At 36.4% G+C, this 23,533-nt stretch carries 29 protein-coding genes and 1 pseudogene; 21 read left to right on the forward strand and 9 right to left on the reverse strand.

Going from position 1 to position 23,533, the window contains the following annotated elements:
* The first annotated feature begins 235 nt into the window (after positions 1–235).
* The 3 genes from A2J09_RS06310 to A2J09_RS06320 all read left to right on the forward strand — a co-directional run bounded on the left by A2J09_RS06310 (position 236) and on the right by A2J09_RS06320 (position 2,105).
* Complete coding sequence (locus A2J09_RS06310) at positions 236–508, forward strand: DUF3986 family protein (protein WP_031419674.1); 273 nt, start codon at positions 236–238, stop codon at positions 506–508.
* A 527-nt stretch (positions 509–1,035) separates the two neighbouring features.
* On the forward strand, positions 1,036–1,653 hold the full coding sequence (locus A2J09_RS06315) for an FMN-binding negative transcriptional regulator (protein WP_036161535.1): 618 nt from the start codon (positions 1,036–1,038) through the stop codon (positions 1,651–1,653).
* Between the two features lie 215 nt (positions 1,654–1,868).
* Positions 1,869–2,105 carry a hypothetical protein gene (locus tag A2J09_RS06320; RefSeq protein WP_012294285.1) on the forward strand — a complete coding sequence of 79 codons (237 nt, stop codon included), beginning with the start codon at positions 1,869–1,871 and terminating at the stop codon, positions 2,103–2,105.
* 392 nt (positions 2,106–2,497) lie between these two features.
* On the opposite strand, the gene A2J09_RS22840 is transcribed toward A2J09_RS06320, so the two are convergent.
* Positions 2,498–2,590, reverse strand: coding sequence for a YjcZ family sporulation protein (locus tag A2J09_RS22840; RefSeq protein WP_080695193.1), 93 nt, complete (start codon positions 2,588–2,590; stop codon positions 2,498–2,500).
* A 940-nt stretch (positions 2,591–3,530) separates the two neighbouring features.
* On the opposite strand from A2J09_RS22840, the gene A2J09_RS06325 reads away from it, so the two are divergent.
* Entirely contained in the window at positions 3,531–4,544 is a 1,014-nt protein-coding gene (locus A2J09_RS06325; protein ID WP_036161538.1) for a S66 family peptidase, read from the forward strand.
* A 61-nt stretch (positions 4,545–4,605) separates the two neighbouring features.
* Here A2J09_RS06325 and A2J09_RS06330 read toward each other — a convergent pair whose 3' ends face one another.
* Positions 4,606–4,947, reverse strand: a complete 342-nt coding sequence (locus tag A2J09_RS06330) for a hypothetical protein (protein WP_031419681.1) — start codon at positions 4,945–4,947, stop codon at positions 4,606–4,608.
* A gap of 107 nt (positions 4,948–5,054) precedes the next feature.
* Here A2J09_RS06330 and A2J09_RS06335 point away from each other — a divergent pair, with 107 nt between their 5' ends.
* The 3 genes from A2J09_RS06335 to A2J09_RS06345 all read left to right on the forward strand — a co-directional run bounded on the left by A2J09_RS06335 (position 5,055) and on the right by A2J09_RS06345 (position 6,574).
* Entirely contained in the window at positions 5,055–5,909 is an 855-nt protein-coding gene (locus A2J09_RS06335) for a leucine-rich repeat domain-containing protein (protein ID WP_227256839.1), read from the forward strand.
* Positions 5,910–5,930: 21 nt separating this feature from the next.
* Positions 5,931–6,149 carry a hypothetical protein gene (locus A2J09_RS06340; protein WP_012294290.1) on the forward strand — a complete coding sequence of 73 codons (219 nt, stop codon included), beginning with the start codon at positions 5,931–5,933 and terminating at the stop codon, positions 6,147–6,149.
* A gap of 215 nt (positions 6,150–6,364) precedes the next feature.
* Positions 6,365–6,574 carry a hypothetical protein gene (locus A2J09_RS06345; protein ID WP_031419684.1) on the forward strand — a complete coding sequence of 70 codons (210 nt, stop codon included), beginning with the start codon at positions 6,365–6,367 and terminating at the stop codon, positions 6,572–6,574.
* 238 nt (positions 6,575–6,812) lie between these two features.
* On the opposite strand, the gene A2J09_RS06350 is transcribed toward A2J09_RS06345, so the two are convergent.
* The gene (locus A2J09_RS06350; RefSeq protein ID WP_012294291.1) at positions 6,813–7,466 is read right to left on the reverse strand and encodes a FusB/FusC family EF-G-binding protein; all 654 of its coding nucleotides are present in this window, start codon (positions 7,464–7,466) and stop codon (positions 6,813–6,815) included.
* Between the two features lie 397 nt (positions 7,467–7,863).
* On the reverse strand, positions 7,864–8,151 hold the full coding sequence (locus tag A2J09_RS06355; protein ID WP_031419686.1) for a hypothetical protein: 288 nt from the start codon (positions 8,149–8,151) through the stop codon (positions 7,864–7,866).
* 295 nt (positions 8,152–8,446) lie between these two features.
* On the opposite strand from A2J09_RS06355, the gene A2J09_RS06360 reads away from it, so the two are divergent.
* The 10 genes from A2J09_RS06360 to thrS all read left to right on the forward strand — a co-directional run bounded on the left by A2J09_RS06360 (position 8,447) and on the right by thrS (position 16,596).
* Entirely contained in the window at positions 8,447–8,662 is a 216-nt protein-coding gene (locus A2J09_RS06360; RefSeq protein WP_012294292.1) for a hypothetical protein, read from the forward strand.
* A 257-nt stretch (positions 8,663–8,919) separates the two neighbouring features.
* Positions 8,920–9,567 carry a class I SAM-dependent methyltransferase gene (locus A2J09_RS06365; protein WP_012294293.1) on the forward strand — a complete coding sequence of 216 codons (648 nt, stop codon included), beginning with the start codon at positions 8,920–8,922 and terminating at the stop codon, positions 9,565–9,567.
* A complete protein-coding gene (locus A2J09_RS06370) occupies positions 9,568–10,545 on the forward strand; it encodes an HD domain-containing protein (protein WP_012294294.1) in 978 nt (325 codons plus the stop codon).
* A 231-nt stretch (positions 10,546–10,776) separates the two neighbouring features.
* Complete coding sequence (locus A2J09_RS06375) at positions 10,777–11,175, forward strand: MarR family winged helix-turn-helix transcriptional regulator (protein ID WP_036161543.1); 399 nt, start codon at positions 10,777–10,779, stop codon at positions 11,173–11,175.
* Positions 11,175–11,522, forward strand: a complete 348-nt coding sequence (locus tag A2J09_RS06380; protein ID WP_012294296.1) for a DUF3147 family protein — start codon at positions 11,175–11,177, stop codon at positions 11,520–11,522. The genes A2J09_RS06375 and A2J09_RS06380 overlap by 1 nt, the downstream gene beginning before the upstream one ends.
* A gap of 14 nt (positions 11,523–11,536) precedes the next feature.
* Positions 11,537–12,019, forward strand: coding sequence for a GNAT family N-acetyltransferase (locus tag A2J09_RS06385; RefSeq protein ID WP_012294297.1), 483 nt, complete (start codon positions 11,537–11,539; stop codon positions 12,017–12,019).
* Between the two features lie 51 nt (positions 12,020–12,070).
* Complete coding sequence (locus A2J09_RS06390; protein ID WP_031419691.1) at positions 12,071–12,532, forward strand: hypothetical protein; 462 nt, start codon at positions 12,071–12,073, stop codon at positions 12,530–12,532.
* Positions 12,533–12,666: 134 nt separating this feature from the next.
* Complete coding sequence (locus A2J09_RS06395) at positions 12,667–13,176, forward strand: hypothetical protein (protein ID WP_036161545.1); 510 nt, start codon at positions 12,667–12,669, stop codon at positions 13,174–13,176.
* Between the two features lie 593 nt (positions 13,177–13,769).
* Entirely contained in the window at positions 13,770–14,126 is a 357-nt protein-coding gene (locus tag A2J09_RS06400; RefSeq protein ID WP_036161547.1) for a hypothetical protein, read from the forward strand.
* Between the two features lie 556 nt (positions 14,127–14,682).
* Positions 14,683–16,596: a threonine--tRNA ligase gene (thrS, locus tag A2J09_RS06405; protein ID WP_012294302.1), complete on the forward strand. Its 1,914-nt coding sequence runs from the start codon at positions 14,683–14,685 to the stop codon at positions 16,594–16,596.
* 108 nt (positions 16,597–16,704) lie between these two features.
* Here the strand turns inward: thrS and A2J09_RS06410 are convergent, their stop codons facing one another.
* Positions 16,705–17,175 carry a hypothetical protein gene (locus A2J09_RS06410; protein WP_036161549.1) on the reverse strand — a complete coding sequence of 157 codons (471 nt, stop codon included), beginning with the start codon at positions 17,173–17,175 and terminating at the stop codon, positions 16,705–16,707.
* A gap of 165 nt (positions 17,176–17,340) precedes the next feature.
* Complete coding sequence (locus tag A2J09_RS06415; RefSeq protein ID WP_025117185.1) at positions 17,341–17,511, reverse strand: aspartyl-phosphate phosphatase Spo0E family protein; 171 nt, start codon at positions 17,509–17,511, stop codon at positions 17,341–17,343.
* 1,019 nt (positions 17,512–18,530) lie between these two features.
* Between A2J09_RS06415 and A2J09_RS06420 the strand changes: the two genes are divergently transcribed.
* The gene (locus tag A2J09_RS06420; RefSeq protein WP_031419699.1) at positions 18,531–19,088 is read left to right on the forward strand and encodes a histidine phosphatase family protein; all 558 of its coding nucleotides are present in this window, start codon (positions 18,531–18,533) and stop codon (positions 19,086–19,088) included.
* Between the two features lie 154 nt (positions 19,089–19,242).
* Here A2J09_RS06420 and A2J09_RS06425 read toward each other — a convergent pair whose 3' ends face one another.
* Positions 19,243–19,797, reverse strand: coding sequence for a GNAT family N-acetyltransferase (locus A2J09_RS06425; RefSeq protein WP_012294305.1), 555 nt, complete (start codon positions 19,795–19,797; stop codon positions 19,243–19,245).
* Positions 19,798–19,970: 173 nt separating this feature from the next.
* Here A2J09_RS06425 and A2J09_RS06430 point away from each other — a divergent pair, with 173 nt between their 5' ends.
* The 3 genes from A2J09_RS06430 to A2J09_RS06440 are packed head-to-tail and all read left to right on the forward strand — an operon-like array spanning position 19,971 to position 21,474.
* A complete protein-coding gene (locus tag A2J09_RS06430) occupies positions 19,971–20,561 on the forward strand; it encodes an SMI1/KNR4 family protein (RefSeq protein ID WP_031419703.1) in 591 nt (196 codons plus the stop codon).
* Entirely contained in the window at positions 20,561–21,049 is a 489-nt protein-coding gene (locus tag A2J09_RS06435) for a GNAT family N-acetyltransferase (RefSeq protein WP_012294307.1), read from the forward strand. Before A2J09_RS06430 ends, A2J09_RS06435 begins: the two co-directional genes overlap by 1 nt.
* Complete coding sequence (locus A2J09_RS06440; protein ID WP_031419708.1) at positions 21,046–21,474, forward strand: GNAT family N-acetyltransferase; 429 nt, start codon at positions 21,046–21,048, stop codon at positions 21,472–21,474. Before A2J09_RS06435 ends, A2J09_RS06440 begins: the two co-directional genes overlap by 4 nt.
* Before the next feature lie 141 nt (positions 21,475–21,615).
* Here the strand turns inward: A2J09_RS06440 and A2J09_RS06445 are convergent.
* Positions 21,616–21,789, reverse strand: a pseudogene (locus A2J09_RS06445) (transposase); the annotation flags it as partial.
* 301 nt (positions 21,790–22,090) lie between these two features.
* Complete coding sequence (locus A2J09_RS06450) at positions 22,091–22,828, reverse strand: class I SAM-dependent methyltransferase (protein WP_036161554.1); 738 nt, start codon at positions 22,826–22,828, stop codon at positions 22,091–22,093.
* Positions 22,829–23,533: the final 705 nt, after the last annotated feature.

The following is a 23,533-nucleotide window of genomic DNA, read 5'->3' on the forward strand; positions in this document are numbered from 1 at the left end:
AGGGGAATAGAGCTGAAACCGTTTAAAGAGAATGATCACAGGGTATTCAAAACATGTAACAGGATTTAGTTAATGCAAGCTCGCAATCATTCACCGTATATTGCTTTTATAAAAGCTTCATATCTTTTCTTATCACTATTTTTTTTGAGATGTCTCTCCCAATGACAACTTCCCTTAAATAGTTGTAAAGTATGTTGATGCATCATGTTATATTTTAAATAAAGGGGTATATATGATGAACTTTGAGGAAAATCAACATTTACATGTAGGATTTTACGATAATGGTTTTGATTTAGAAGGAATATTTTTAAAGGTGGAAAACTTGGATAAATGGTGTTTATTTTTCAATTCTACATTTTATAATATGACAATGAAAAATAACTATGATTTGTTTGATACTCACTTTGGCTATATGGTTCGGGAATATGAAATCAAAGAAGTGGATTTAACCTATGAGAAATCTAGTAAGTTATTTAAAGAATTTTTGCTAGAAGAGGGATTAATCTAATATTTTGGTTAAGGAGGATGCTTTCTTTTTGGATATGTTATGTTCTCCAAACCAACGCTTCTTTAATGTCTTTTGAATTTTTTAACAGGACAGCTAGAGGTGACAGCATTAAGAGAATCGGTCGTTTTTTAGCCACAATTGTTATAGCCTTGGATTATAAGAAAACATTGGTTTTTTGATAGTTAAATGAACATACATTATAAACAGTAAATTGCCTCCACCTTTGCTACATACACATAAAGGAGAGGAAAGCCATTATTTCTTCGTTAAAAGAAATAATGGCTTTTATTTTAGGTAACTTAGGTACGAGCATACCCAAAGCAACTTACCTTTAGTAAAATAAAATTTGAAGAGAAATTTGTTAATGAACTATAGAGTAGAGCTACCTAACATAAGTGATGGTGAAATCTTTATACTGTGATGTTGTGATTTAATTAGTATGGATAATTATTATGAAAATGTTAATAGGAATGGGACTAGAGGGCAATGGTAGGATGGTCCAAAGATTTTTAATAGGAGGGGTTTATATGTTTATTCCAAAATATTATAAAATAACAGATATGAAAGAAATTAATGAATTTATTAACATGAATTCATTTGCAACAATTGTAGCGATAAGTAAGGGGAGACCTATTGCATCTCATGTCCCATTGCTGCTTAATCAAGATCAGGATGACTATTACCTCACGGGTCACTTAGCCTACGGCAATCCTTTATGGAAAGCTTTCGAGAATACGGATCAAATTTTAACTATATTTAATGGTCCACATGCTTATATTTCTTCGTCATGGTATGAGCAAGAAAATGTCCCCACATGGAATTATCAATCCGTTCATATTTATGGAAAAGCAAGTATGATAGATGGAACGGATTTAGAACAGGACTTAACAAAATTACTTGAAAAATATGAAAAATTTCGTGAGAATCCTGTCTTATGGGAAAAGCTTTCTCCTATCATGTTACAAAAAGAAATAAAAGGAATAAAAGGATTTAAAATCAAAGTAGAAGAGGTTCAGGCTGCCTATAAATTAAGTCAAAATCGAAATAATACGGATTACGAAAATATTATAAAAGAGCTATATAAAGAAGGCGACCCACATGCTTTTGCAGTGGCTGAAGCAATGAAGAAAAACAGACATGACTAAAACAAAGGGCAGAAACGAGGTATTAAGAACGTTCCTGCCTTTAAAATTACTTTTAATTAGTGATTTCATCGATTAATAATCAAAAAGGCTGTCCTATTAATTATTAAAATTATTTAGCTGATTTAAAAAACGGAGCCATTGTATATTGAAAGCGACCTCATAAATTAATTTATATGTAGAATAGAGGTAAGATAAAGTGCAAAAGGGGTGTAAGTATGTGGTGGAAACTTAAAAAAATGATTGATGATGAACAACAAATTGTTTACAGGTATAGTCGCGAAAGTGATGAGTTGGATGGAGAAATTGCGTTTAATAGAGAAACTAATACGTTCCATTGCCTAAACTTAGCAAGTGGTGATACTGAAAGAGGAGTTGAACGGTTCTATCCGCATTTATGGAGAACAATTAGTAAAGAGAATGCGCCAGATGAACATTTTATAGCAATTGGTTAACAGTATTTAGAAAGAAGATAGAGTGAAAATAATCATTCTAATTTATTAAAAGCATCCTCTAATGATGAGCCACCTCATAAGTTTGCGACATAAATCTGGGGAGTATATAAATAAACAAACAAAACAAAGCAGTTCAATGATGGATGGACCTAATACTATAAGTGTAATTGCGTGTTCCTTTTAGAGAAACATCAGGTCATAGGTATTTGAATTCCCAGACAGTTGAGCTGTGAGCAATGAACATTAAAAAAAGGGTCCATTTTTAGTGGCGACCCTTTTATGGTAAATGTAGTAATGGAAGTAGATAAGCATGTTATTTTAATTCGAAGAAGGAAGGTAATTGGGAGACTTTTTGTTATTGTCAACATAAGACGTTAAATTAATGAACATCACTAGCGCCTTGTGCCGACAATCATTAAAAGTATGAATAGGACAATGATTAGTGCGAATGATAAATTATCATGTTTGCCATAGTTGGTACCCATAATAAATCCCTCCCCTCTATCATCTAGAATATGTAAAGCTAGAGATGGGAGAGATGCTATTCATCTAATATCAATCCCTTTTTTTGAAAAAATTAGTCATGATAGTATGTTGACTAGGATCGTATGTATGTTAAGTAAATAGAAGATTGCTGAAATCGGTCGCTTAGTGCTGGAATATGAATCGATTATGTCAATTTCTGCGCTTACCCGGGAAATTTTTTTCTTATTTCCTAGGGAAGGAACCTAATACATAAGGGAAATATACATCATTAGATGTTGAAATAGTGGCGGATAAACAAATTACCGAGGAAATAAGACTGTACATGGAGCCTAATCTTATAGGGATATGATTGCTAACATAAAGGCAACATTCATTCAAAAAGGGAAATATACCTGTTATAGTTGATGCTTTGATAGATAAAAAGTTTGGTGAAAATAGAGCCAGCATAGTGATTCATAAAGATTTAAACGAAGAGTTTATATGGAAATCTGCTACTGAAGTTTGTTACTCAGAAACAGCATTTATTAAGTAAATTGACAATCAAACGCCTACTTCACAGGTTGAACGTTGTGGGCATACTACTATTGTATCCATCAAAGCTTTACTGGAAAGTGTCCCTAATGAATATAATACTACCTTTTTTTGTATACACTTGCGGGCACACTTTCTGTTGAAATCAATCCATCATTTATAATAATGAAACGCAAGCACTTGTCTGTGGATATCATGCTAGCATTAAAAATAAAGAATAGCTGGTTCGCAGAGTATTGATAGCTGGATGTAATTATATTGATGTTAAAAGGTGAACTACATTAAGCACAAGGCTTTGGAGATATGAATTACATGAGTGTTATTTGAAATGAAAGGATTGTACATCTCTATAATTTTCTTTGAAAATCTCGCATTTATGTTAAAATGATACAAAATAAAGGGGGGCATATGATGAAATATCCATTATTAAAAGAGGGCATCACCATTGGAGTGACAGCACCTTCCTCTGGTGTTCCCGTTGAACTTCATGATTTATTGAAAACAGCCTGTATGCGTATGGAAAATAAAGGGTATAAGGTTGTTTGTGGAGAAACTGCTTGGACTCAGGATAAGGCAAAATCTGCCCCTGCTATAAAACGAGCAGAAGAGTTTAATAATATGATGTCTAATGATGAGATCGACATCATTATTCCACCATGGGGTGGGGAGCTTCTTATTGAAATGCTGGAATATATTGACTTCTCCAATATTCAAACTAAATGGATATTAGGGTACTCAGATGTTAGTCTTTTATTGTTGGCAATGACTTTAACAACTGGTATCGCTACCGCACATGGTACGAACTTAGTAGATTTAAGAGGAGAGTATTCTGATGATACAACCGCTATGTGGCAGTCAGTTTTATCCTTAAAAAAGGGGGAATCCATACTACAGCATTCGTCCAATCAATATCAAAAGGAATGGCAGTTTGATAACCCCACGCCTTATGTTTTTAATTTTACCGAAAAAACGAGATGGCAAACTACATCAGATCATAGGGTGAACATACAAGGGCGGCTACTTGGTGGATGTATCGATACCATCAGACATCTAATTGGAACGAAATTCGGTAATGTTCAAAGCTTTCAAGAAACGCATATACAAGGTGAATCTATTGTATGGTTCTTTGAAAACTGTGAATTATTCACAACTGATTTACGCAGATCTCTTGTACAAATGAAATTAGCTGGATGGTTTACTAATTGTTCAGGTATGATGTTTGGTAGAAGTGCTGCTAATACATCGGTTGGAAATTACACAATTGAAGATGTGTATCAAGAACTTTCGAAAGAACTACAAATTCCTATTATCTATGACATGGACTGTGGTCATGTGCCACCACAAATCACTTTGATTAACGGAGCTTATGCAGAAATAGATTCATATAATGGTAAAGGCACCATTTACCAACACTTTATATAAGATTTCCTCAGTGTACAAACACCCTCTAAAAGAGTAGAGGGTGTTTGTATGGTTATGGTGCTTAGATGGAATTACGATAAGCTTTTTGTGTGGAGATGTACGTTGATTTTGATAATATATTTTGGAGATTATGTTTCCCTAATGGACCTAATTTATTTATACTAGAGCCCAACAAACCATCCTTAGCCGCATTTTTAAGTGTTTCAATTTGTTTTGTTGTGAGTTTAGAGGTTTTGCTGCCTTCAATAATTTTATTGACATTATTGATTCTCTCTTTCTCTTTAGAAGTACGGTTAATGTCGTTATTGTTTTGGTTGTTTTGTTTTTGTTGTGTGAGACCATATTTATAAGATCTGCGAGTCATTAAATATTGCATAGTTGCTGAATTTCTCGATGTCATCATAAAATGTTTCCACCTTCCTAATTTTTTAGTATTTACCATACATATCCTATTATCGTCCAAAACTCTCATTACATTAGCTTCAAAATTAAATTATGGAGAAGATGAAGATGAAAATTAACTTAGCACAGATGAATTTAAAAAAACTACCTGTTGTAGAGGAATCTCAAATAAAAGAAATAAAGGAATTAAATCTTTTTGATAACGACTTAAGAAAAATACCTACAGAAATATTTGATATGACGAGTATGGAAATACTGAATATTTCAGTCAATAAAATTAACAAATTGCCAGCAGAAATCACGAACTTAAAGAATCTGAGAATGTTAGATGCAGGGCATAATCATATTGACCTCATTCCTCCTGAAATTGGTCATTTAGTGAATATGGAGGACTATTTGTATTTTCATAATAATCAATTGCAATCGATTCCTCCAGAAATCGGCCAGCTAACAAAAGTAAGATATTTAAACGTAAGTGATAATTTGTTGAGTGAACTACCAGAGGAAATAGGGAATTTAAATAAACTGGTAGAACTGCGAATAATGAATAATCGATTAACGGAGTTGCCAGAAGGTTTGAGTAGATTAACGAATTTAAGAGAATTACATTTGAAAAAAAATAAAATAACTATATTGCCTGAAAAGATCGGAGAACTAGCATTATTACGGGTTTTAGATTTAGAAGACAATCAATTACAGAAAATGCCTGATTCCTTACACAAATGTTTAACATTAAGACGGTTAAATGTAAGACATAATAAATTAAGTACGTTACCTGAATCGATAGGTCATTTGAAAAATCTATTGGAATTAGATGTAAGAAGTAATGATTTAAAGGAATTACCGGAGTCATTATTGGCAATGGAAAGCTTAGAACGACTAGATTTAAGGTGGAATCATGAATTAAAGATCCCAATCTGGTTAGATGAATTAGAGGCAAGAGGCTGTATCGTTTATTTGTAGAAGGGGGATAGTTCGATTTCCGTGAATGCTGCTCTTGAACTTTTAACAACTGTTGTCTTTATTGTGATCATAAGTAATCCGAATGTAATGAACCAAGAGTTTATAACTCATATGAGTAAATTATTTACCACAACAACGAAGCAATTTGAAATATGGGTAGTTAGTGGGGGAAACATCATATTTATTTTATCTGTAGCCATCAATATATTTGATGGATTCCGTAAGGCTCGAATCTGTTAATTCTTTTTTCTATCTTCCATCACTACATCTAGCTTCAATCATTTTAGCTAGTCCAAAAAAGAACATATTGACCAATACGAACGTTGAATAAGATAGCTTCCATCTATTTTTTGTATGCCAGCTCATGTTATAATGAGGAGCTTAAGTTAATTAAGACCTTGAACGGATGCCAAGAAAAGCCTCCGCAGAACGAGACAGTATGGAGGTGTAAGAAAATGAATAAACGTTGGACGATTGGTAAAATTAAAGAATTTGTTGAGAACAATTCGGAAAGTAAGTTGCTAACGACAGAATATCACGGATTTTCTCAAAAGTTACTATTCAAATGTGCATGTGGAAGTAACTTTGAAAAAACATTTACTAAATTTAAAAATAAACATCAACGAAAATGTGATGTATGCCAGCCACCAAAAGAGTCACGCTAAACGTAGTGTCGATACTTAATAAAGCTTTATGTGACCTATAGTATAATAATTTTATATGAGTTTGATTTAAATCACCTTCCTCCTATAGTTCCTTTATAGAGGAGGTGATTTTTTGTGTCTGAAATTATTTCTGAAGTTTTTCCAGGCAGGATGTGGGAGAGGAATACAAGAGTCAAATTGCGCTAGTCATTAAAAAGGCAGAAATGTTGCCTACACAACATTCCCGCCCTTGTTTCAATTATTTATGGGTTATTCGTTGGAAAAATTCGCGCGTTCTATTCATATCTGATACATGCTCATTACATGTTTGGCTATCTGCACAAATATAATTACTATGGTTAGTAAATGTACCCACTACTTGCCCTTTAATGGAAGTCGTAAATAAGCCAACATCTGAATGACGATTACAGATGGCGCAAATACCGCGAACAGTAATGTTGGAAAATATACCTTTAATCCCTTGTAGTTTGTCGTCTTGTTCGAGGACAACGTATTTTCGATGTGTCCCAACATCATCCCATGCTAGGTAACAAATTTGTTGAAAATCAAGTTCATCTAAATTAGGTAGCTTCAGCTTTTTTTCCTTTTTAAACAATGATTTGAGCGTACTAGCTGTCACTGGCTTAAACGGTATGACATAGGCCTTTAACTGCTCTAACAAGGCATCGCCCTGCGCACGATCTGTGACGGTGAAAAGTTGTTCAACAAGCTGTGTTTCCTCAGTGGATAACTCTAATTTGGTAGTAATTTCCGTTTCGACAAGCCCCCGTACTGCAAGAATGACACTTTTGTCCTTCGTTGTGGTAAGGGCATGTAAAATTTTACTTAATTGCTGTTCCAGTAAGTGATAGTTTGCGACCGTTAAGAACGGCTGAATAGTTTGTTTTTCCATTTGAAATCTCTCCTGTTGTATAGGCTAATTTTAAAAGCATTTGGCCTAAGAGATCATTCAATTTCTGTTATGGATATAACTTCATTTAGACCTCTTGGACCTCAGAAGCCGTTCTAGAGCATGCATTACAAGTGAATGCGGACATTTCGATCCCTCCCTTAAGGATTTTGATTTATATAAGTTTTTTATTTTTAGTCTAACAAGTGAATTATCTTGATTTTTTAATTTTATCAAATGTTACGCTTGATTTTCAATAGTCAAATGACCAGTGAAGTGGTGGTAAGTATTTAAACATATATGACCCAATTGCCTTTGAAACTTACTTCATTAACATATTATGCTCATAATCTATATAACAGCCCGTTGGATTTGAAGTCTAGAGCTTCTTAAGAGAAATTTAGGATTGTTTGCTTATTTTTAATAAACTAATTATGTTTCTACCATAAAAAAGAATAAAGTAAATAAGTGTAACATCTATAAAGAAATAAAGTATATTAAATTGAATTGAAGTAATACCGTTTTTGGTAAATAAAGAAAATACAGATGATAACTCATTCTCACCGATGTAACTTATAAATTGAAAAGGGGCTCCAAATTTATTGGTACCATAAGATACAAAGAAAATGGACAATAAGGTCATGATAATGCTAATCCATAATAACCCCTTTTTATTTGTAACTTGCATTTAGCCACCTCCTTTTTATAGTTTCACCACCTAATAATTATAACTTGAAAAATTAGAATGTGGTATTTTTTGGGAATATTAATTGGAGTATTTTCCAATAAATCTTATTTTTATATGTGTAATTCAAGTTAATAGAAGGAAAATGAGAATGGTAACATTATTAGTAGCAGTAGGGTCATTTTCAGTATAAGTTTTACATCCGCACAGAGTGTTAAAGCGCAGGAGCCAGTAATACAGGAAGAAGTATGCACAGCAGAACAGGGGCTTAGAGAAACTCAACAAAAGTATAATAATATTGAAGAAAACTAATATCGTAGCTGATATTTATGGAGTAAGTGCTTGGACATGGACTCAATCAGGAAAAGGAAAATCAACAATAAGTAACACACCAAGTGCATCTTCTGCAACGATTGAAACAGACGGATTTTACACTTTAGGTGTAACTTTAAATGGATTTACCATTGGAGCGAAATTACCAGGTACTATTAAGAGAACTTATGATTTATCATAAATTTTAAAAGTTTATGTAATAGAAAGCCCAGACCTTCCATTAAATTTATGGTCTGGGCTTTTCCTGTTTTCATTAAATTATAATAATATTGACCCTTATCATATGGCAAATGGCATTATTTATTTTCTGAATTGTTCGGTAAATAAATGATTGCTATAATGGAATGAATTGGTTTATAAAGGAGGAATTGTGATGACACAGAAAATGAATCGTCAACGAAACAATGCTTGGAGAATTTATTCAATTTAGGAGGCACTATGCTATTAAATCAACAAGGTTTTGATCTATGGGCGGATGGTTATGATCAAACCGTTCAACTTAGTGAGGAAAATCAGCAATACCCATTTGCAGGCTATAAAGATATTTTAAATAAAATTTTTAATGAGGTGATGCAAGTCCCAGCTTCGACTGTATTAGATATTGGCTTTGGGACAGGTGTTTTAACAGCTAAGCTTTATGACCATGGGCACATGATCTATGGTCTTGATTTTTCTTCGAAGATGATGGCTATTGCACAGGCAAAAATGCCACAGGCTAACTTAATCGAATGGGATTTATCGAAGGGTCTACCTGTAACATTGATGAACTATCAATATGATGCAATTGTTAGTACGTATGCCCTACACCATTTTACTGATGAGCAGAAGGTTACGTATATTACACAATTATTACAGCAACTAACACCCGATGGTAAAATTTTAATTGGCGATGTTGCCTTTCAAACAAGAGAGCAGCTAGAACAGTGCCGTCAGGATAGTAAAGGCTATTGGGATGATGATGAGTTTTATTTTGTTCATGAGGAGTTAAAAACTAGGTTGGAGAATTGCTGTCAGCTACAATTTTACCCAATCTCCCATTGTGGTGGTGTTTTTGTCATATCGAACTATACAGAGGTAGAGAGATAAATGCTCATTCAAGACGTTTTATATGGAGAATTCGAAATAGATGGTGTGCTAGAGGAACTTATTCAGTCAGCGCCTGTTCAACGATTAAAAGGAATTCATCAAGCTGGAGCTGGCTATTTGGTGAATCGTCAATGGGCCATTACGAGATACGAGCATTCAATAGGTGTTATGCTGCTGATTAGACGATTTGGAGGTTCGCTGGAGGAACAAATTGCAGGGTTGTTGCATGATGTTTCTCATACTGCTTTTTCGCATGTAGTAGATGCGGTCCTTGAAAATGCAGAAGAAGATTATCATGATACGATATTGCTAGATGTTATCCAGCCTTCTGCAATTCCAGGAATCCTTAGCAAATACGGTTATAATATGGAGAAAATTTTATGTAATCTAACGAAATGGTCTTTGCTTGAGCAGCCAGCACCAGAACTATGTGCAGATCGAGTAGATTATACATTACGAGATATGTTTCACTACGGACAAGCCTCATTTAAAGATATCCAACGATTTTTACAGGATGTATTTGTATATCAGGGGAAGCTATGTGTGAAAACGATCGATAGTGCAGAATGGTTTGTAAAAACGTATTATCAAGAAGTTATAGATTTTTTTATGGAACCAATCAATATTTATGCAACTAATAAGCTAGCACATGTCCTACAGCTCGCAGTAGCGAAAGGCATTCTATCCATGGTCGATTTTCAAAAAGATGATGCAGCAGTATGGGAGCAATTGAAAGCATCAAATGATGAAGATATTCAACGTTTATTACTACAGCTTCATGAAAAGGTAGAAGTGATTGAGGATGTAGAGAACTATGATATTCATGGTCGACAAAAAGTACGTTTGATTGATCCAAGTGTATATCAATACCAGCAATTGTATAAGGCGAGCGATTTATCAGACTATGTAAAAGAAGTGAACACCTGGGCGAATAAAAAGTTTGAGAAGGGTGTTTATGTGAGAATCATCAATGGTTAGTCTATGACAGATAGGCTAAGGTAATTCATACAAAAGGGGCTATCATAGGATAGCTCCTTTTGCTTGTTAGGCGAACATCGACAAACACAGCATAGACAGCAAGCGTACGTACTTCACTGGCATTTTTGCTCTAGCAAACTATCTGAAAATATAAACTTTATAGGAAGTACTTTGATTATATCGTCAAATACGATATAATCGTATTTGACGATATATAGAAGGGGTTCCAATATGATTACAAATATAAATGAGTATTTTACTACGATCTTTTATCATCTACATACAACACATGAAGATGTGATTTCTCACCAAAGCGTGCGGATTTTACAGATGATTCAAAAGGAAGAAGAGGTAACAGTACGCGATATTGCAGGGTTACTGAATATTTCTCCTAATACAGCGTCAGAGCATGTGAAAAAACTAGAGCGACATGGCTGGGTGTCGAAAGAACGTGCGAGCGACGATCAACGTAAGGTAATTCTTCATTTGACAGTCGAGGGCTTACAAGTGCTGAAGAAAAACTCAGAATTAGATGAAGAAAAGCTAAAGCATGCCCTTAATCAGCTATCAGAACAGGAACAACAAGCCATCCTACAGGCATTCCGACGTTTAAGTGAGGTGGCGAAATAATGTACACGTTATTTAAAATTCTTAGCTCAGCAGCAATTATTGGTGTAGTCACAGAAGTGGCTCGAAGATTTCCATCCTATGGCGGGATTATTGCGGCATTACCTTTAGTGAGCATTTTAAGTATTATTTGGCTGACGGTGCAAAGTGAATCGAGTGAGCATATTCAGCGTTTTACAGTTGGTGTTATTGTTGGTTTGCCAGCAACGATGTGCATGCTGTTTGTTATTTACATGGCGATGAAATCCTCTATTCATATTGTCTTCGCTATTGGTTTAGGTATACTTTCCTGGGCGGTTTTCTTGGGCATTCAAAAGGCCATTGCAGGGGTTTTTCATATTTCCATTTAACGAGGAATTCAGACATGACAATCATTGATATTCAACAATTACCACAACAAAATGTGCTTCATTTTTTTAAGGAACATTGGGGAACTACAGAAATGGTCATTTCTAGTGGGGTTTATGACTGTAGCCAGTTAGAGGGCTTTGCTTATGTAAATGACCGGCAAGAGGTGATAGGGCTGATTACTTACGTGATTCGTAAGCAAGACTGTGAAATCATTTCCCTCGATAGTCTAGTAGAAGGCAAAGGTATCGGTTCCGGGCTTCTCCAAGCAGTAGAACAGATAGCTTTGGATCACGGTTGTACAAGCATGACGCTTATTACAACGAATGATAATCTACCGGCGCTAAAATTCTATCAAAAACGGGGATATTACTTTATCGAAGTATTACCTAATGCGGTGGAAAAAGCAAGAGCCTATAAATCCTCCATCCCACTTATCGGCAATGAAGGCATTCCAATACGAGATGAGCTACGACTACAAAAACAACTGGACTTGTAAAAAGTCCGGTTGTTTTTTGTTATACTGAAAAAGTGGAAAGAGAGGGAAAGTATGAAAAAAATAGTATTTGCATTATTTCTAAGTGTGCTTTTGGTTGGCGCAGCATTTCTAATTTATCTTAAGAGTAATCCACCACTTGTCATTCAGAGTTACACAAGTAAACAGGGCGACGAAGCGGTAAAGGTCATTGCGATAGAAAATAAAGGATTACGTGAAATTAAGCTTAAGCAACTACTTGTCGGTGACAAACTTCCTGACAGCGCGGAGCTTATCATTAGTAAGTCTGAACCATTTGAGGTCGAAACAAAGCTTGAGGGAAATACAAATATGTCATTTCATAAATTAACGCAAGTAAAAATTTTACCTCGTGCATACATAGATCAACAAGCAATTGGCAAGCAGCCACAGTATTACGCTGTTCAAGTCAAAGCAGCCGACATTGAGAAGGTAAAGATTCAATATGAATATTTACAAATACCTTTTACCCTAACAGCGGAACTCCGAGGCCAATAGATAGATTAAACGCTAATTTTGTCTTATCGCTTATGCGTGTGTCATTTTCTAAGATTGTTTGATGAAAACCACTTACTCCTCCTAAAACATGGTAATATTATAGGAACAGCAATCGTGATACTAGGAGGGACCTGATGACAATTCTCATAATGGGTATAGTACTATTTATCTGTGTTATCACTGTGGCTTTAGTGTTTATGAAGAAGTTTTCGAGGAATGAAATTATGCTTGAAGTAACAGCCACCTCAGAAGGGAAAAATGAATTAGATCAAGCCATAATGAAAATATATTTTACGTATTCTATCGGTAAACTTGCTAGTAGGAAACGTCAAATCCTAGGCAGTGTTGAGTGGTCTGAAGGATGGATGCCTGTTAGCTATAATCTAAAGGAGAATGGTATGTATCGTGAGGAGAGACTACTTTATGCAACAAAAAATCAGTCTTACTCTACCTTTGAGATTCATGCATCCAATGCAATCGATGAGCAAGGGCGAGGTGAGGGGTATGCAGTTCTCGTATTAGAAAATCCTGAAATTTCCCATAGATCATCTAGAGCTGGTGTTATCCTTGCCGTCACAGCCAATATGATTACATATCAATTATCAGATTCCACTAGCTGGAACAATGATGTTGTCATTAATTAACCTGAGAAAAGCTATCCAGTTTGGGTAGCTTTTTTTAGTGCTAAAAAGTAAAATTAGGCTGATTATGGAACTATATGATGGGAATAACGTATAAAAAGAAGAGGGCCTTGTAGGATGGAGAAGGATATAGGTGAACGAAATGTAAGGAATCGGCGCAAAAATAGGGCTTCGATGACACTTATTTAGAGATGATTTTTAGTATGATCAAATCAGAAAAATACAATCAATTACGTGTTGAACCAGTAGGATTTCGTGAATATAATCCTGTTTTACATCCCAGGAAGTGGGAGACCGAATTTATACAGTTTTCTATGCTCGCTCATACAGCTATTGATTGACTGGGATTAGTAGCAAGATTCCGATCAAGCTATTCGTCAAAGACTAAATCGCCATTTTTTAGGGCTATTTTTAGACCCTCTCTACGAATGTTGTCACACAGGAGCGATTAGCTCAGATGAGTAAGAAAGTATTAGATATGTAGTGACCCTCCATTAGTCAATGACATACAAGGACTCAGCTTTATCTTTACAGAGTACAAGGATAAAAAACCAACTGGATTGACTGTTACCATGCATTGTGAGGGGGAATATAAAATGAAAAAATGGATAATGCCAATGATTCTAGTACTTCTGTTAACAGCCTGTCAGAGCCCTGAAAAGGAAGTTCATTATATCGCCAAAAGTGATCATTGGAAAGCGATCTACCATAGTAATTCTGATCAAGGATTACGCTTATATTATCTTGAAGATAAGGCTGATTTAGGACCATTACAAATCACCATTGAAGGGGAAAAGGAATCCCAAGATATAGTGGATGTGCAGTTGAATAAAGAGGGGTATTATTCCTTTACGAAAAAAGAAAGTGAGAGGTTTTTTAAGCAGAATGCTACGCCAATTATTCATATGCAATGGCAATCTGAAAGTGAGACTTTAGAAATAAAAAATCATTAATGACTAATAATAATACACTATTGATTAACAGGCATGTTTCCTATGCCATAGGCTTATTGTGCATGATGTGCCATGGTATATAATCGACCAGAACAAATGGATAATTTATTTATTTCTATGTTTGACAAAAAAAACTGTATTCGTTATAGTAATTAACAATTTCATGCAAAAATGAAATGGGCAATGATGAGGACAAGAGAATCGATTAACCATTTTCAGAGAGGGAGGCATTTGCTGCAAGCTTCCTAATGTTGTGATCCCTTCTTACTACCTTGGAGCTGTGCTTGGAAACTTGCACCGTCTTTTGCAACGTTACAGCAAAATCAATGAGCCACTAGTCTATTTACTAGTGGGAATTTGGGTGGAACCACGGGTAATGAACACATACTCGTCCCTATGCAGGGGCGGATATGTGTTTTTTTTATTTTGATTCCCATTCTAAAGCTGAATGAGGATCGTGTCTCGGGTAGGTCCATAGAATTTCGAATTGTGTGAGCACAAACAGGACTTCTATGACGCCAGAGCAAAATTGATAAAAATTAAAGGAGTCGAGAACATGTCAAATCAAGTTATTCACATTCAATTTCCAGATGGTCAACAGCAAGCATTTACAAAAGGCGTGACACTTACCGAAATTGCCCAAGCGATTCGCCCTGAGCTTCGCAAAAAGGCAGTCGCGGGGAGTGTTAATGGAACCATCGTTGATTTGACGCGCCCGATTATGGAAGATGCTCAAATTACATTGTATGATGCAAGCTCTAAGGAAGGGATTGAGGTTATTCGTCATTCAACGGCCCATTTGTTAGCACAGGCTGTCAAACGGCTATACCCCCATGCACGGTTTGGGGTAGGACCCGTGATTGAAAACGGCTTTTATTATGATATTGACATTGCGGATACACTGACACCGAGTGATTTACAACAGATTGAGAAAACGATGAAACAAATTGTGCGGGAAAATGTGCAGATCAAGCGACGAGAGGTTTCACGGAATGAAGCCAAGAAGCTATTTGCTCATGATGCGTTAAAGCTGGAACTGTTGGAGTCTATTCCCGCCGATGAAACCGTGACAATTTATGAGCAGGGGGAATTTTATGACTTATGTCGAGGTTCCCATGTTCCATCTACGGGGAAATTACAACACTTCCAATTAATGCATGTTTCGGGTGCATACTGGCGAGGCGATAGCAACAATCAGATGCTACAACGTATTTATGGGGTTGCCTTTGCTACAAAAGAGGAACTGCAAAAATACTTCGTGTTTTTAGAGGAAGCTGAAAAGCGAAATCACCGTAAACTGGGCAAAGAGCTGTCATTGTTTATGTTTTCAGAGGAAGCACCGGGAATGCCCTTTTATTTAGCAAACGGTCAAATTTTACGTAATGAGCTGGAATCCTATTTACGAAATTTACAAGCAAAATATGACTACCAGGAAGTACGAACACCTCTAATGATGAATCAGCGTTTATGGGAACAGTCAGGTCATTGGGATCATTATAAAGACAATATGTACTTTACGCAGGTGGATAATCAAAGCTTTGCCTTAAAGCCAATGAACTGCCCAGGACATATGCTAATCTTTAAAAATAACCTACATTCTTACAGAGATTTACCGATACGAATGGCGGAATTCGGGCAAGTGCATCGACATGAATTTAGCGGAGCGCTGAATGGATTGTTACGTGTTAGGTCATTTTGTCAGGATGATGCACATATCTTTGCTACACCTCAGCAAATTGAGGATGAAATTGCATTGGCACTAAACATAATTGATGAGGTGTACGACGTATTTGGTTTCCAATACACGGTTGAATTATCGACACGTCCAGATGACTATATGGGAGAATTGGCGCTATGGGATCAGGCAGAAGAGGCGCTTGAAAATGTTCTGTTAAATTTAGGCATCGACTATACAATTAATGAGGGGGATGGCGCTTTTTACGGACCTAAAATCGACATCCATATTAAAGATGCTATTCAACGAAGTCATCAGTGTGCCACAGTACAACTCGATTTCCAGCTACCTGAGAAATTCGATTTAACATACATTAATGAACACAATGAAAAAGTTCGACCGATTGTCATCCATCGTGCGGTGTTTGGTTCCATTGATCGTTTCCTTGGTATTCTCATTGAGCACTTTGGAGGGGCGTTCCCCATTTGGCTTGCACCGCAACAAGTGCAAGTCATTGCAGTAGCGGATGCACATCAAGACTATGCCATACAAGTAGTAAAAGCCCTGCAACATGAGCAAATTAGGGTGCAAATTGACGATCGTCAGGAAAAGCTCGGTAAAAAGATTCGGGAGGCACAATTGCATAAAATACCCTATATCATTGTTATCGGTGATCGGGAGACGGCCAATCAAAACGTCTCCGTCCGTAGACACGGACAACAAGCCTCTGTTGAATATACAGTATCACAATTAATGAAAGAAATAACAGAAGCCATCAAACAAAAGAGCTTATAAAAGAAAGCTTGCTTTGAATAGATTTACTATTCAGAGCAAGCTTTTAAAAAAATAATTTCTATTTTTTTGAAATGACTACTAGAATCTAGATGCGATGCATACAATGAATTAAAGGTCCTTGGTCCTCTCTTGGAATTGGGATTGACCAAGTAAAACGGTTTGTGTTTCAGCGTCGATGATTAGAAATTTTCGATAGGTCTCATCGGTATTGTGCTGAAAAGATGCTAAAAAATAAACTTGTCGATTGGGATGAACAAAAGTATGTTGAGAGAGGTCTATTGTTTCTTGTTTACTATTGGTTTTTAAATAAAAGCTTTCCATCGCCTCCGCTATATCTCTATAGGCTATTTTTTGCCGAATATTCCATGAAGCATGGGGATATTCCTCGTAAATTGTACGATTTAGTTGCTGATAAAATTCGTCCTCATCACGAAACGATTGAAATTGGTTGTTTGGATATTGATATAGTGTATTTATTTCAGTTGGTGTGCAAAGTGTGGGTGCCGTAAGGTCTACTGAATGTTGGGGTGGCAATAATATTTTGGAAACAACCATAAAAGTTAAGATGAATACATGCATTATTCAACCTCCAAATGTCTTCTTATCCAAAACATCGCCTACTTTTTTTGGATCTATACATAAGAGAGGTTGTGCTAGCATGATGCAAAGATAAAACCAGCCAGAATAATGTAGGTCTGGCTTTACCCATATCTATACTTTCTTCTATTATATGCCTCGTTATGATTAGGAAGCTTGTGCTTGTTTTAAATATCTATTTAGTAGGACGTCCAATTCTTGACTGTAATCTACTACAGCCGGGTGAGTGAAACCAAGATCCTTTGCTTTTTTATACATAATTCTACGTTTGATCTCAATTTCCGCCTTCAAGAATTGTTTAAGTAATAAGTTTACCAAGATATTTTCCTCCTAATTTTTTATCCTTATTCATAAAATTAATTCCCTATGACCTCGATTCAACTTTTTCATTGTATATCACTTATATTAAAAAAAATGTCATATTGTGTATCGTAAATCAAATTCGTAATTTAGTCACAGATAGGGACCTTCATCCTGCAAAGTAAAAAACAAACTATTTTTACCTAATAGTAAAATAGTTTCTGATAAAAAACCATTTATTAAATATTAGCTAAGTATTATGACCCTAAATAAGAAGTTATTGGGGTTATTTTCATGTTTTTATTTAGAAAAAATTAAGTGTGAAAAAGATGGGGCTTAAACCATTTATACTATGAAAAAAGTTGTTATTTGATATTGAATTTTCTAACAATTCATGGCGTTATCCGTATCTTGTCACATTTTATCAAATTAGCTTTGATGTTGTTTAGAAATGGGGACATTTCATTGTGTGTGGAGAATTATTGAGAATCTTTGAAATTAATGGAATAATAGAAGGTGGAATGAGGTGGGGAGGTGCATGCTGAAAATGCTAGCTTCTGTCGTTTCTTTTCTATTTCACTAGTAGGAGGAGCCTTTTACAGGAACCATCCATTATGTATATCCAGTCAACCTCCATTCATTTTAGTTATGTAGAAGATTTCCTTTAACAAAAAAGAAGCCTACCCTCCATTTTTAAAATGATGGAAAGCAGGCATTTTCATCAGAGGAAATGCTGTTAATGATAGGAATGAGTGCTGGAGTCCGTATGGATGCATTATATGCCATTACATATAGCGAAAAAAATTTCCAAAAAAAAGCAGTACTATGATGAATCCCTTGAAGGTGATTTGCTCAAAGCGCATGTATTATATAGGTTTATGACCGAATAGTATTCCTGAAGCGATAGGCAGATTGCCCAACTGGAAATTTATGTAGGTAGCCAACGCTATATAGAGGCCTTTACATTACAATTGCAAGAGCGTATTTGGAAGATTCATTTACCTTGATTCAGCAAATGATGAATAGAGGTGACAGGAATGACCGAATTATATTTTGTGAGACATGCACATGCCGATTATTCAGAGGATGAGTATCACCGTCCGCTATCCTTAAAAGGGATTAGGGATGTGGATCGAGTAACAGCCTTATTGAACGATCAGCGAATCGATGCGATATATTCGAGCCCTTATAAAAGAGCCATTCAAACAGTACAGGGTATTGCTAAGTATCATGATGTGCCAATTAAAATAGTGGATGCACTAAAAGAACGACGGCTTGCCAATGGAACGATGGAAGATTTTCAGGAAGCGATACAACGAGTTTGGCAAGAACCAAGTTTTGCGTGGGCAGGTGGGGAATCTAATGAGCAGGCAATGAGGCGTGCTATACAGAGCTTACAATCCATCATTCTTTCTCACCCCCATGACAGCTTAGTTATTGGTACGCATGGCAATATTATGGTGCTGATGATGCAATCCTTTGATGCCCAATATGGTTATGATTTTTGGCAAAGGCTGTCTATGCCTGATGTGTATCGATTATCTTTCCGTGGGCTAACTTTAGTAGAGGTAGAACGTGTATGGCAAAAGGGCTGACAGACAACCAGTGAAGGTTTTTTTAAAGGACTATTACTGAGGCAGTTGGGCAAAACAACAATGTGTCTGTGGGGCAACGTGTTATGCCGATTCGTTAAATCTAGGAGAACCCCAAAGAAGACAAGATTTATGTATCTCCCTTGGGGAACAGCTACTATTTGATTTGTGTCCATTCAGAACGTAATAGACCAAATACTAATATGTCATGGAAGGTGCCGAAGCGGAATATTTCTTTTCGTAAATGCCCTTCCTTAGTAAAGCCGCATTTTTCATAGGAGCGAATAGCTGCCGTATTAAAGCTAAAGACTTGCAGCTTGATTTTTTGGATAGCCATGTATTGGAAAATGAATTCAATAAGTGTTTTCATAGCATCCGTGCCATAGCCCTTTCCTTGCCATTGCTGGCCAATTGAAATACCTACAGAGCAAGTGCTGTTTTGCCAGTTAACGGCGAAAACACCGCAGGAACCAATTAATTGCTGAGTCTCTTTTTCATAGATACCAAAGAAGAATTCATCTTTTTTTCCACTGATAGAACGGAAGAATGTGGAATAGTCCTCCATAGTTTGGGGAAAGGGAATTTCATCATTGGCTAGGAGTAAAGATTTTGTTTCACTTTTAATGGCTACAAATGATTCTAAATCAGCGGGGGCCATTTGCTGTAAAGTAATTAATTGACCCGTTAAAAATGTTTTTACATAATGTTCCATGTATTATTCTCCCTTTAATAAGGGCTGCAAGTATTGTTACAACCCCTAGATTGATAGCAAAACGTTAGCATCTACTACATTTTTCGCACTCACAGGCACTACTCCTTTAATTAGAATGTTTAAATTGTACCATGTCTACCAATTTCGGGGAATATTTTTTAAGAGAGGAAGGAATGGCAGTGCATACAGCCTATTTTAAAAATTTACTACAATTTTTACCGCAGGAGGAGCAACAACAATTACAGAAGGCACAAGGTGCCTCAGATGCACAAATTGAAAGTTTACTAGAAATATTTCCTCATAGTCCGCAATCCTTAATTGAACTACTACAGGATGTCAACGGCACTTATCATTGCAAGCATGGAAAAGAAACTATCAGTGTGCTTGTACTAGGCTCTGATTTGGGAGATTACCCGTATTATTTAAAGTCAGTTGAACAAATCCTAGCAGATTTTCAACATCAGCGTGACACAATTTTTGAGCGTTATCAGGACTTTTTAGAGTATGTGGACATAGATAATAAGATTAATATGCATGTACCGTTGAATGAGCGATTATGTTTTGCAGATTGCATGAATAATGGAGGAACATCTAGTTTGTATCTTGATTTTTCGCCAACTGAAAGGGGCCAAATAGGGCAAGTGGTTCGATATGTCCATGATCCCGATGGCTTTGAAGTCATTGCCTCTTCGTTTGATGAATATTTACAGCAGCTTGTTGAGGGGGATTATGAATTTACAGCTCTCTACGAGGAGGAGTTTTGATGGCTCTGACTTTAATGCTTTATGAGGACAAGTCTCAATCGTTAGTAGAGCAATATACCATTACAGAAGAGCAGCTTCGTTATACAAAGTCACCAAAGGATAGCATTGAACTTGCTAAGTCGGATGACAGTAGACATGCTGTTTTAGCTTTAGATGGAGATAAGCTAGTAAGCTTTTTTGTGTTACATGAAAAAGAAGGAGTGAGGCCTTATTCCTCGAATGAACAGGCATTATTAATTCGCTCATTTTCTACCGATTATCATGAACAGGGCAAGGGCTATGCTAAGGAAGCTCTACAATTGTTACCAACCTTTGTTCGTCAGCATTTTCCATCCATTAACGAGCTAGTACTAGGCGTTAATATTCCAAATGTAGCGGCACAAGCACTCTATGCAAAATGTGGGTTTGTAGATGAGGGTAAACAGGCGATTGGCTTTGGCGAAGAGCTTAAGGTCATGAGTTATTATATAGAGGATGTGGAGATTTGAGCGATATAAAAGTGGCAAGGTTGGAGCATTTGGAGGCACTATGTGCAATCGATCATGAGGTGATTGGGAATTCATCCAGAAGTGATGAAATTCAGCAAGCGATTGAGGAGAAACGTTGTCTGCTTCACCATTTTGCTGATGATATTACAGGATTCTTAATTTTTACTCAGGACTTTTTTGGCTATGATTTCATTTCCTTGGTCATGGTTAAGCCATCAGAGCGAAGAAAAGGTATAGCCTCTGCATTAATTAATGCTTATGTAAAAACGTCCACAACGTTGAAAGTTTTTTCCTCTACGAATCAGTCTAATAAAACGATGCAAAATGTATTTCAGACGTTAGGGTTTGTCAAAAGCGGCGTTATTGAAAACCTTGATGACGGTGACCCGGAAATTATTTATGTAAAAATAGCCTCACCACAGTAGTAGGGTGAGGCTTCAGACTATAGACAAAAGCCGTCGAGAAGTTCATTCTCGATGGCTTTTGTTATTTTTCTATCTCTTTCATTTTCAATATTTGGTAAATCATTGCTGTATCCAACATACTCTTCGAGCATAGATGCTCTCTTAAGCTGTCTGCCACGTCCAAGTAGCTAGTTTCTTTAAATTCATGGCAGCAAAATGAAGCATCGCCTGCATGGACCATTTTTTTAGACCTCTTAAGGTTGTCCATCGCATACCATGCTTTTCTTTTGCATCCGCAAAGACACGCTCAATCGTTTCTTTGCGCTTGGCATAAATTATCACCTCAAAAATTTACTTTTCAACACCCTATATAGATAAAAGTAAGTACTTTATGTAGAAGTTGATTGTAACGAAGGGCGGCGACTCCTGCGGGAAAAGCGGGAAAGTCGAGATCCTGGACTGAGCGAAGCGAGGGAAGCAGCTCGACCCCGCCCGCGGAAAGCGTCCGCCCGTAGTGGAAATCAACGGCTTTACTTTATTTCATTGTAAAAGAAAAAAGACTGTAAGCAAACTCTCAAATTTTTTGAGTTTTTCAACAGTCTGTAGCCTCACCACAGTAGTAGGGTGAGGCTTGCATTTATTTTTTTGCTTTTACGAATAAAAAGGATGGTCGGCGAAGCTCCTTTTCAATAGAAGGTAGCTGTTGAATAGCTTCATCGCTTGGATGAGGTTCAACAATTTTGTCAATTGATAAGCCATGATCAATTAATGTATTGATGATGGTAGCAATCGTGCGATGATATTTGACCACTCCCTCCACCAGCCATGTTTGCTGTCTTATGCCTTCCTCTTGGTAGTGATCCATTGCATAATGTAGCTGTTTACCTTGTTCATCATACATCCAATTATCCTCCGTCGTTCGACGAGCGGTAGCAATCGGGTGCTCCACTGAGAAAATAAAAACGCCGTCTGGACGTAGCATTCGGGCTATTTGACCAATGACTGCCTCAAAATTTTCAACATAATGAAGCGAAAGTGAGCTTGTGATACAATCAAAACGATTGGCGGATGCTTCATAATCCTCAATAGCTTGTAGTTTATAATCAATTTGTGGATGTGCATTTTCTGACTGAGCGATGGATAGCATATTGCTTGATACGTCCAAAGCAGTCACATGCTTGGCGTGGTGTTGGATACAGTATTGGGCGAATTCTCCCATGCCACAGCCAATATCGAGTACTTGTAAATTCGTTAAAGGTGGCAGTAAAGACTTCATGGTAGGTTGCTCTAAAAGACGATTATAATTAGTTGGTCTTTGACGTAATGCCTTGTATTGATTGAAAAATTCAGGATTGTCATAAATATTTTGTTTCATTTTAACCTCCAGCTTGTGAAACATAACGTTATGTCATTTGTGCGCACTATTATTTTCACATGGGAAATGAAAAAGAAATAGACTTATAATACAATTTTTTGTAAGATGTAGATAGAGGCATGCCATTATTAAATCGTGTTTTAGGTTCCAATTATTAACAATTATTTTTTCGGAAGAAAGCTAGTGGGTTCTACTCATCACACAGTTTTCTATATAGCCTCACGTCTTTGGTGTATTATTTTCTAACTTTCCTGGAGCATGGTAGAGCATTACTTGGTGCTACCATGATGATCCCCATGTCTATCGGTGATTCATGTTTAAAAGAATTTCACCCAGCGACCTGTTTTTTTACAATGTTTTCCTTCATAAAGCCTATATAATTATGGCTCCTATCCAGTATTTTCATATCCTTTTTGTTAAACCTCCTAATACTTTACGCATCATACTTCTTTTCATCATCACTCTTTTCCAACTCGTTTTGTTATACCTAATAGGGTTCACCATTGGTTCAGCCTCCGCGCTTTACTAGAAGAAATTGACTGTCGAGGTAACGTACCTGTTTATTTACTGCCCCTATAGCTGAACTAGATAAGCCCATCCTATGCCAGCAGTGTGGATAGCCGCTTTTTTGTTGCTTACTTTCAATAATTCGTGAATGAGGTCAATCCATTGTGCCTGTTGCTATTTTTCATGGAAGGATGAATG

The organism is Lysinibacillus sphaericus (assembly GCF_001629735.1).
Taxonomy (GTDB): Bacteria; Bacillota; Bacilli; order Bacillales_A; family Planococcaceae; genus Lysinibacillus; species Lysinibacillus pinottii.

Bases quoted from the DNA above. Each gene is read 5' to 3' on its own strand.
- A2J09_RS06310 (WP_031419674.1), top strand. From the start codon at position 236: ATGAACTTTGAGGAAAATCAACATTTACATGTAGGATTTTACGATAAT.
- A2J09_RS06315 (WP_036161535.1), top strand. From the start codon at position 1,036: ATGTTTATTCCAAAATATTATAAAATAACAGATATGAAAGAAATTAAT.
- A2J09_RS06320 (WP_012294285.1), top strand. From the start codon at position 1,869: ATGTGGTGGAAACTTAAAAAAATGATTGATGATGAACAACAAATTGTT.
- A2J09_RS22840 (WP_080695193.1), bottom strand. From the start codon at position 2,590: ATGGGTACCAACTATGGCAAACATGATAATTTATCATTCGCACTAATC.
- A2J09_RS06325 (WP_036161538.1), top strand. From the start codon at position 3,531: ATGATGAAATATCCATTATTAAAAGAGGGCATCACCATTGGAGTGACA.
- A2J09_RS06330 (WP_031419681.1), bottom strand. From the start codon at position 4,947: ATGATGACATCGAGAAATTCAGCAACTATGCAATATTTAATGACTCGC.
- A2J09_RS06335 (WP_227256839.1), top strand. From the start codon at position 5,055: ATGAAAATTAACTTAGCACAGATGAATTTAAAAAAACTACCTGTTGTA.
- A2J09_RS06345 (WP_031419684.1), top strand. From the start codon at position 6,365: ATGAATAAACGTTGGACGATTGGTAAAATTAAAGAATTTGTTGAGAAC.
- A2J09_RS06350 (WP_012294291.1), bottom strand. From the start codon at position 7,466: ATGGAAAAACAAACTATTCAGCCGTTCTTAACGGTCGCAAACTATCAC.
- A2J09_RS06355 (WP_031419686.1), bottom strand. From the start codon at position 8,151: ATGCAAGTTACAAATAAAAAGGGGTTATTATGGATTAGCATTATCATG.
- A2J09_RS06365 (WP_012294293.1), top strand. From the start codon at position 8,920: ATGCTATTAAATCAACAAGGTTTTGATCTATGGGCGGATGGTTATGAT.
- A2J09_RS06370 (WP_012294294.1), top strand. From the start codon at position 9,568: ATGCTCATTCAAGACGTTTTATATGGAGAATTCGAAATAGATGGTGTG.
- A2J09_RS06375 (WP_036161543.1), top strand. From the start codon at position 10,777: ATGATTACAAATATAAATGAGTATTTTACTACGATCTTTTATCATCTA.
- A2J09_RS06380 (WP_012294296.1), top strand. From the start codon at position 11,175: ATGTACACGTTATTTAAAATTCTTAGCTCAGCAGCAATTATTGGTGTA.
- A2J09_RS06385 (WP_012294297.1), top strand. From the start codon at position 11,537: ATGACAATCATTGATATTCAACAATTACCACAACAAAATGTGCTTCAT.
- A2J09_RS06390 (WP_031419691.1), top strand. From the start codon at position 12,071: ATGAAAAAAATAGTATTTGCATTATTTCTAAGTGTGCTTTTGGTTGGC.
- A2J09_RS06395 (WP_036161545.1), top strand. From the start codon at position 12,667: ATGACAATTCTCATAATGGGTATAGTACTATTTATCTGTGTTATCACT.
- A2J09_RS06400 (WP_036161547.1), top strand. From the start codon at position 13,770: ATGAAAAAATGGATAATGCCAATGATTCTAGTACTTCTGTTAACAGCC.
- thrS (WP_012294302.1), top strand. From the start codon at position 14,683: ATGTCAAATCAAGTTATTCACATTCAATTTCCAGATGGTCAACAGCAA.
- A2J09_RS06410 (WP_036161549.1), bottom strand. From the start codon at position 17,175: ATGCATGTATTCATCTTAACTTTTATGGTTGTTTCCAAAATATTATTG.
- A2J09_RS06420 (WP_031419699.1), top strand. From the start codon at position 18,531: ATGACCGAATTATATTTTGTGAGACATGCACATGCCGATTATTCAGAG.
- A2J09_RS06425 (WP_012294305.1), bottom strand. From the start codon at position 19,797: ATGGAACATTATGTAAAAACATTTTTAACGGGTCAATTAATTACTTTA.
- A2J09_RS06430 (WP_031419703.1), top strand. From the start codon at position 19,971: ATGGCAGTGCATACAGCCTATTTTAAAAATTTACTACAATTTTTACCG.
- A2J09_RS06435 (WP_012294307.1), top strand. From the start codon at position 20,561: ATGGCTCTGACTTTAATGCTTTATGAGGACAAGTCTCAATCGTTAGTA.
- A2J09_RS06450 (WP_036161554.1), bottom strand. From the start codon at position 22,828: ATGAAACAAAATATTTATGACAATCCTGAATTTTTCAATCAATACAAG.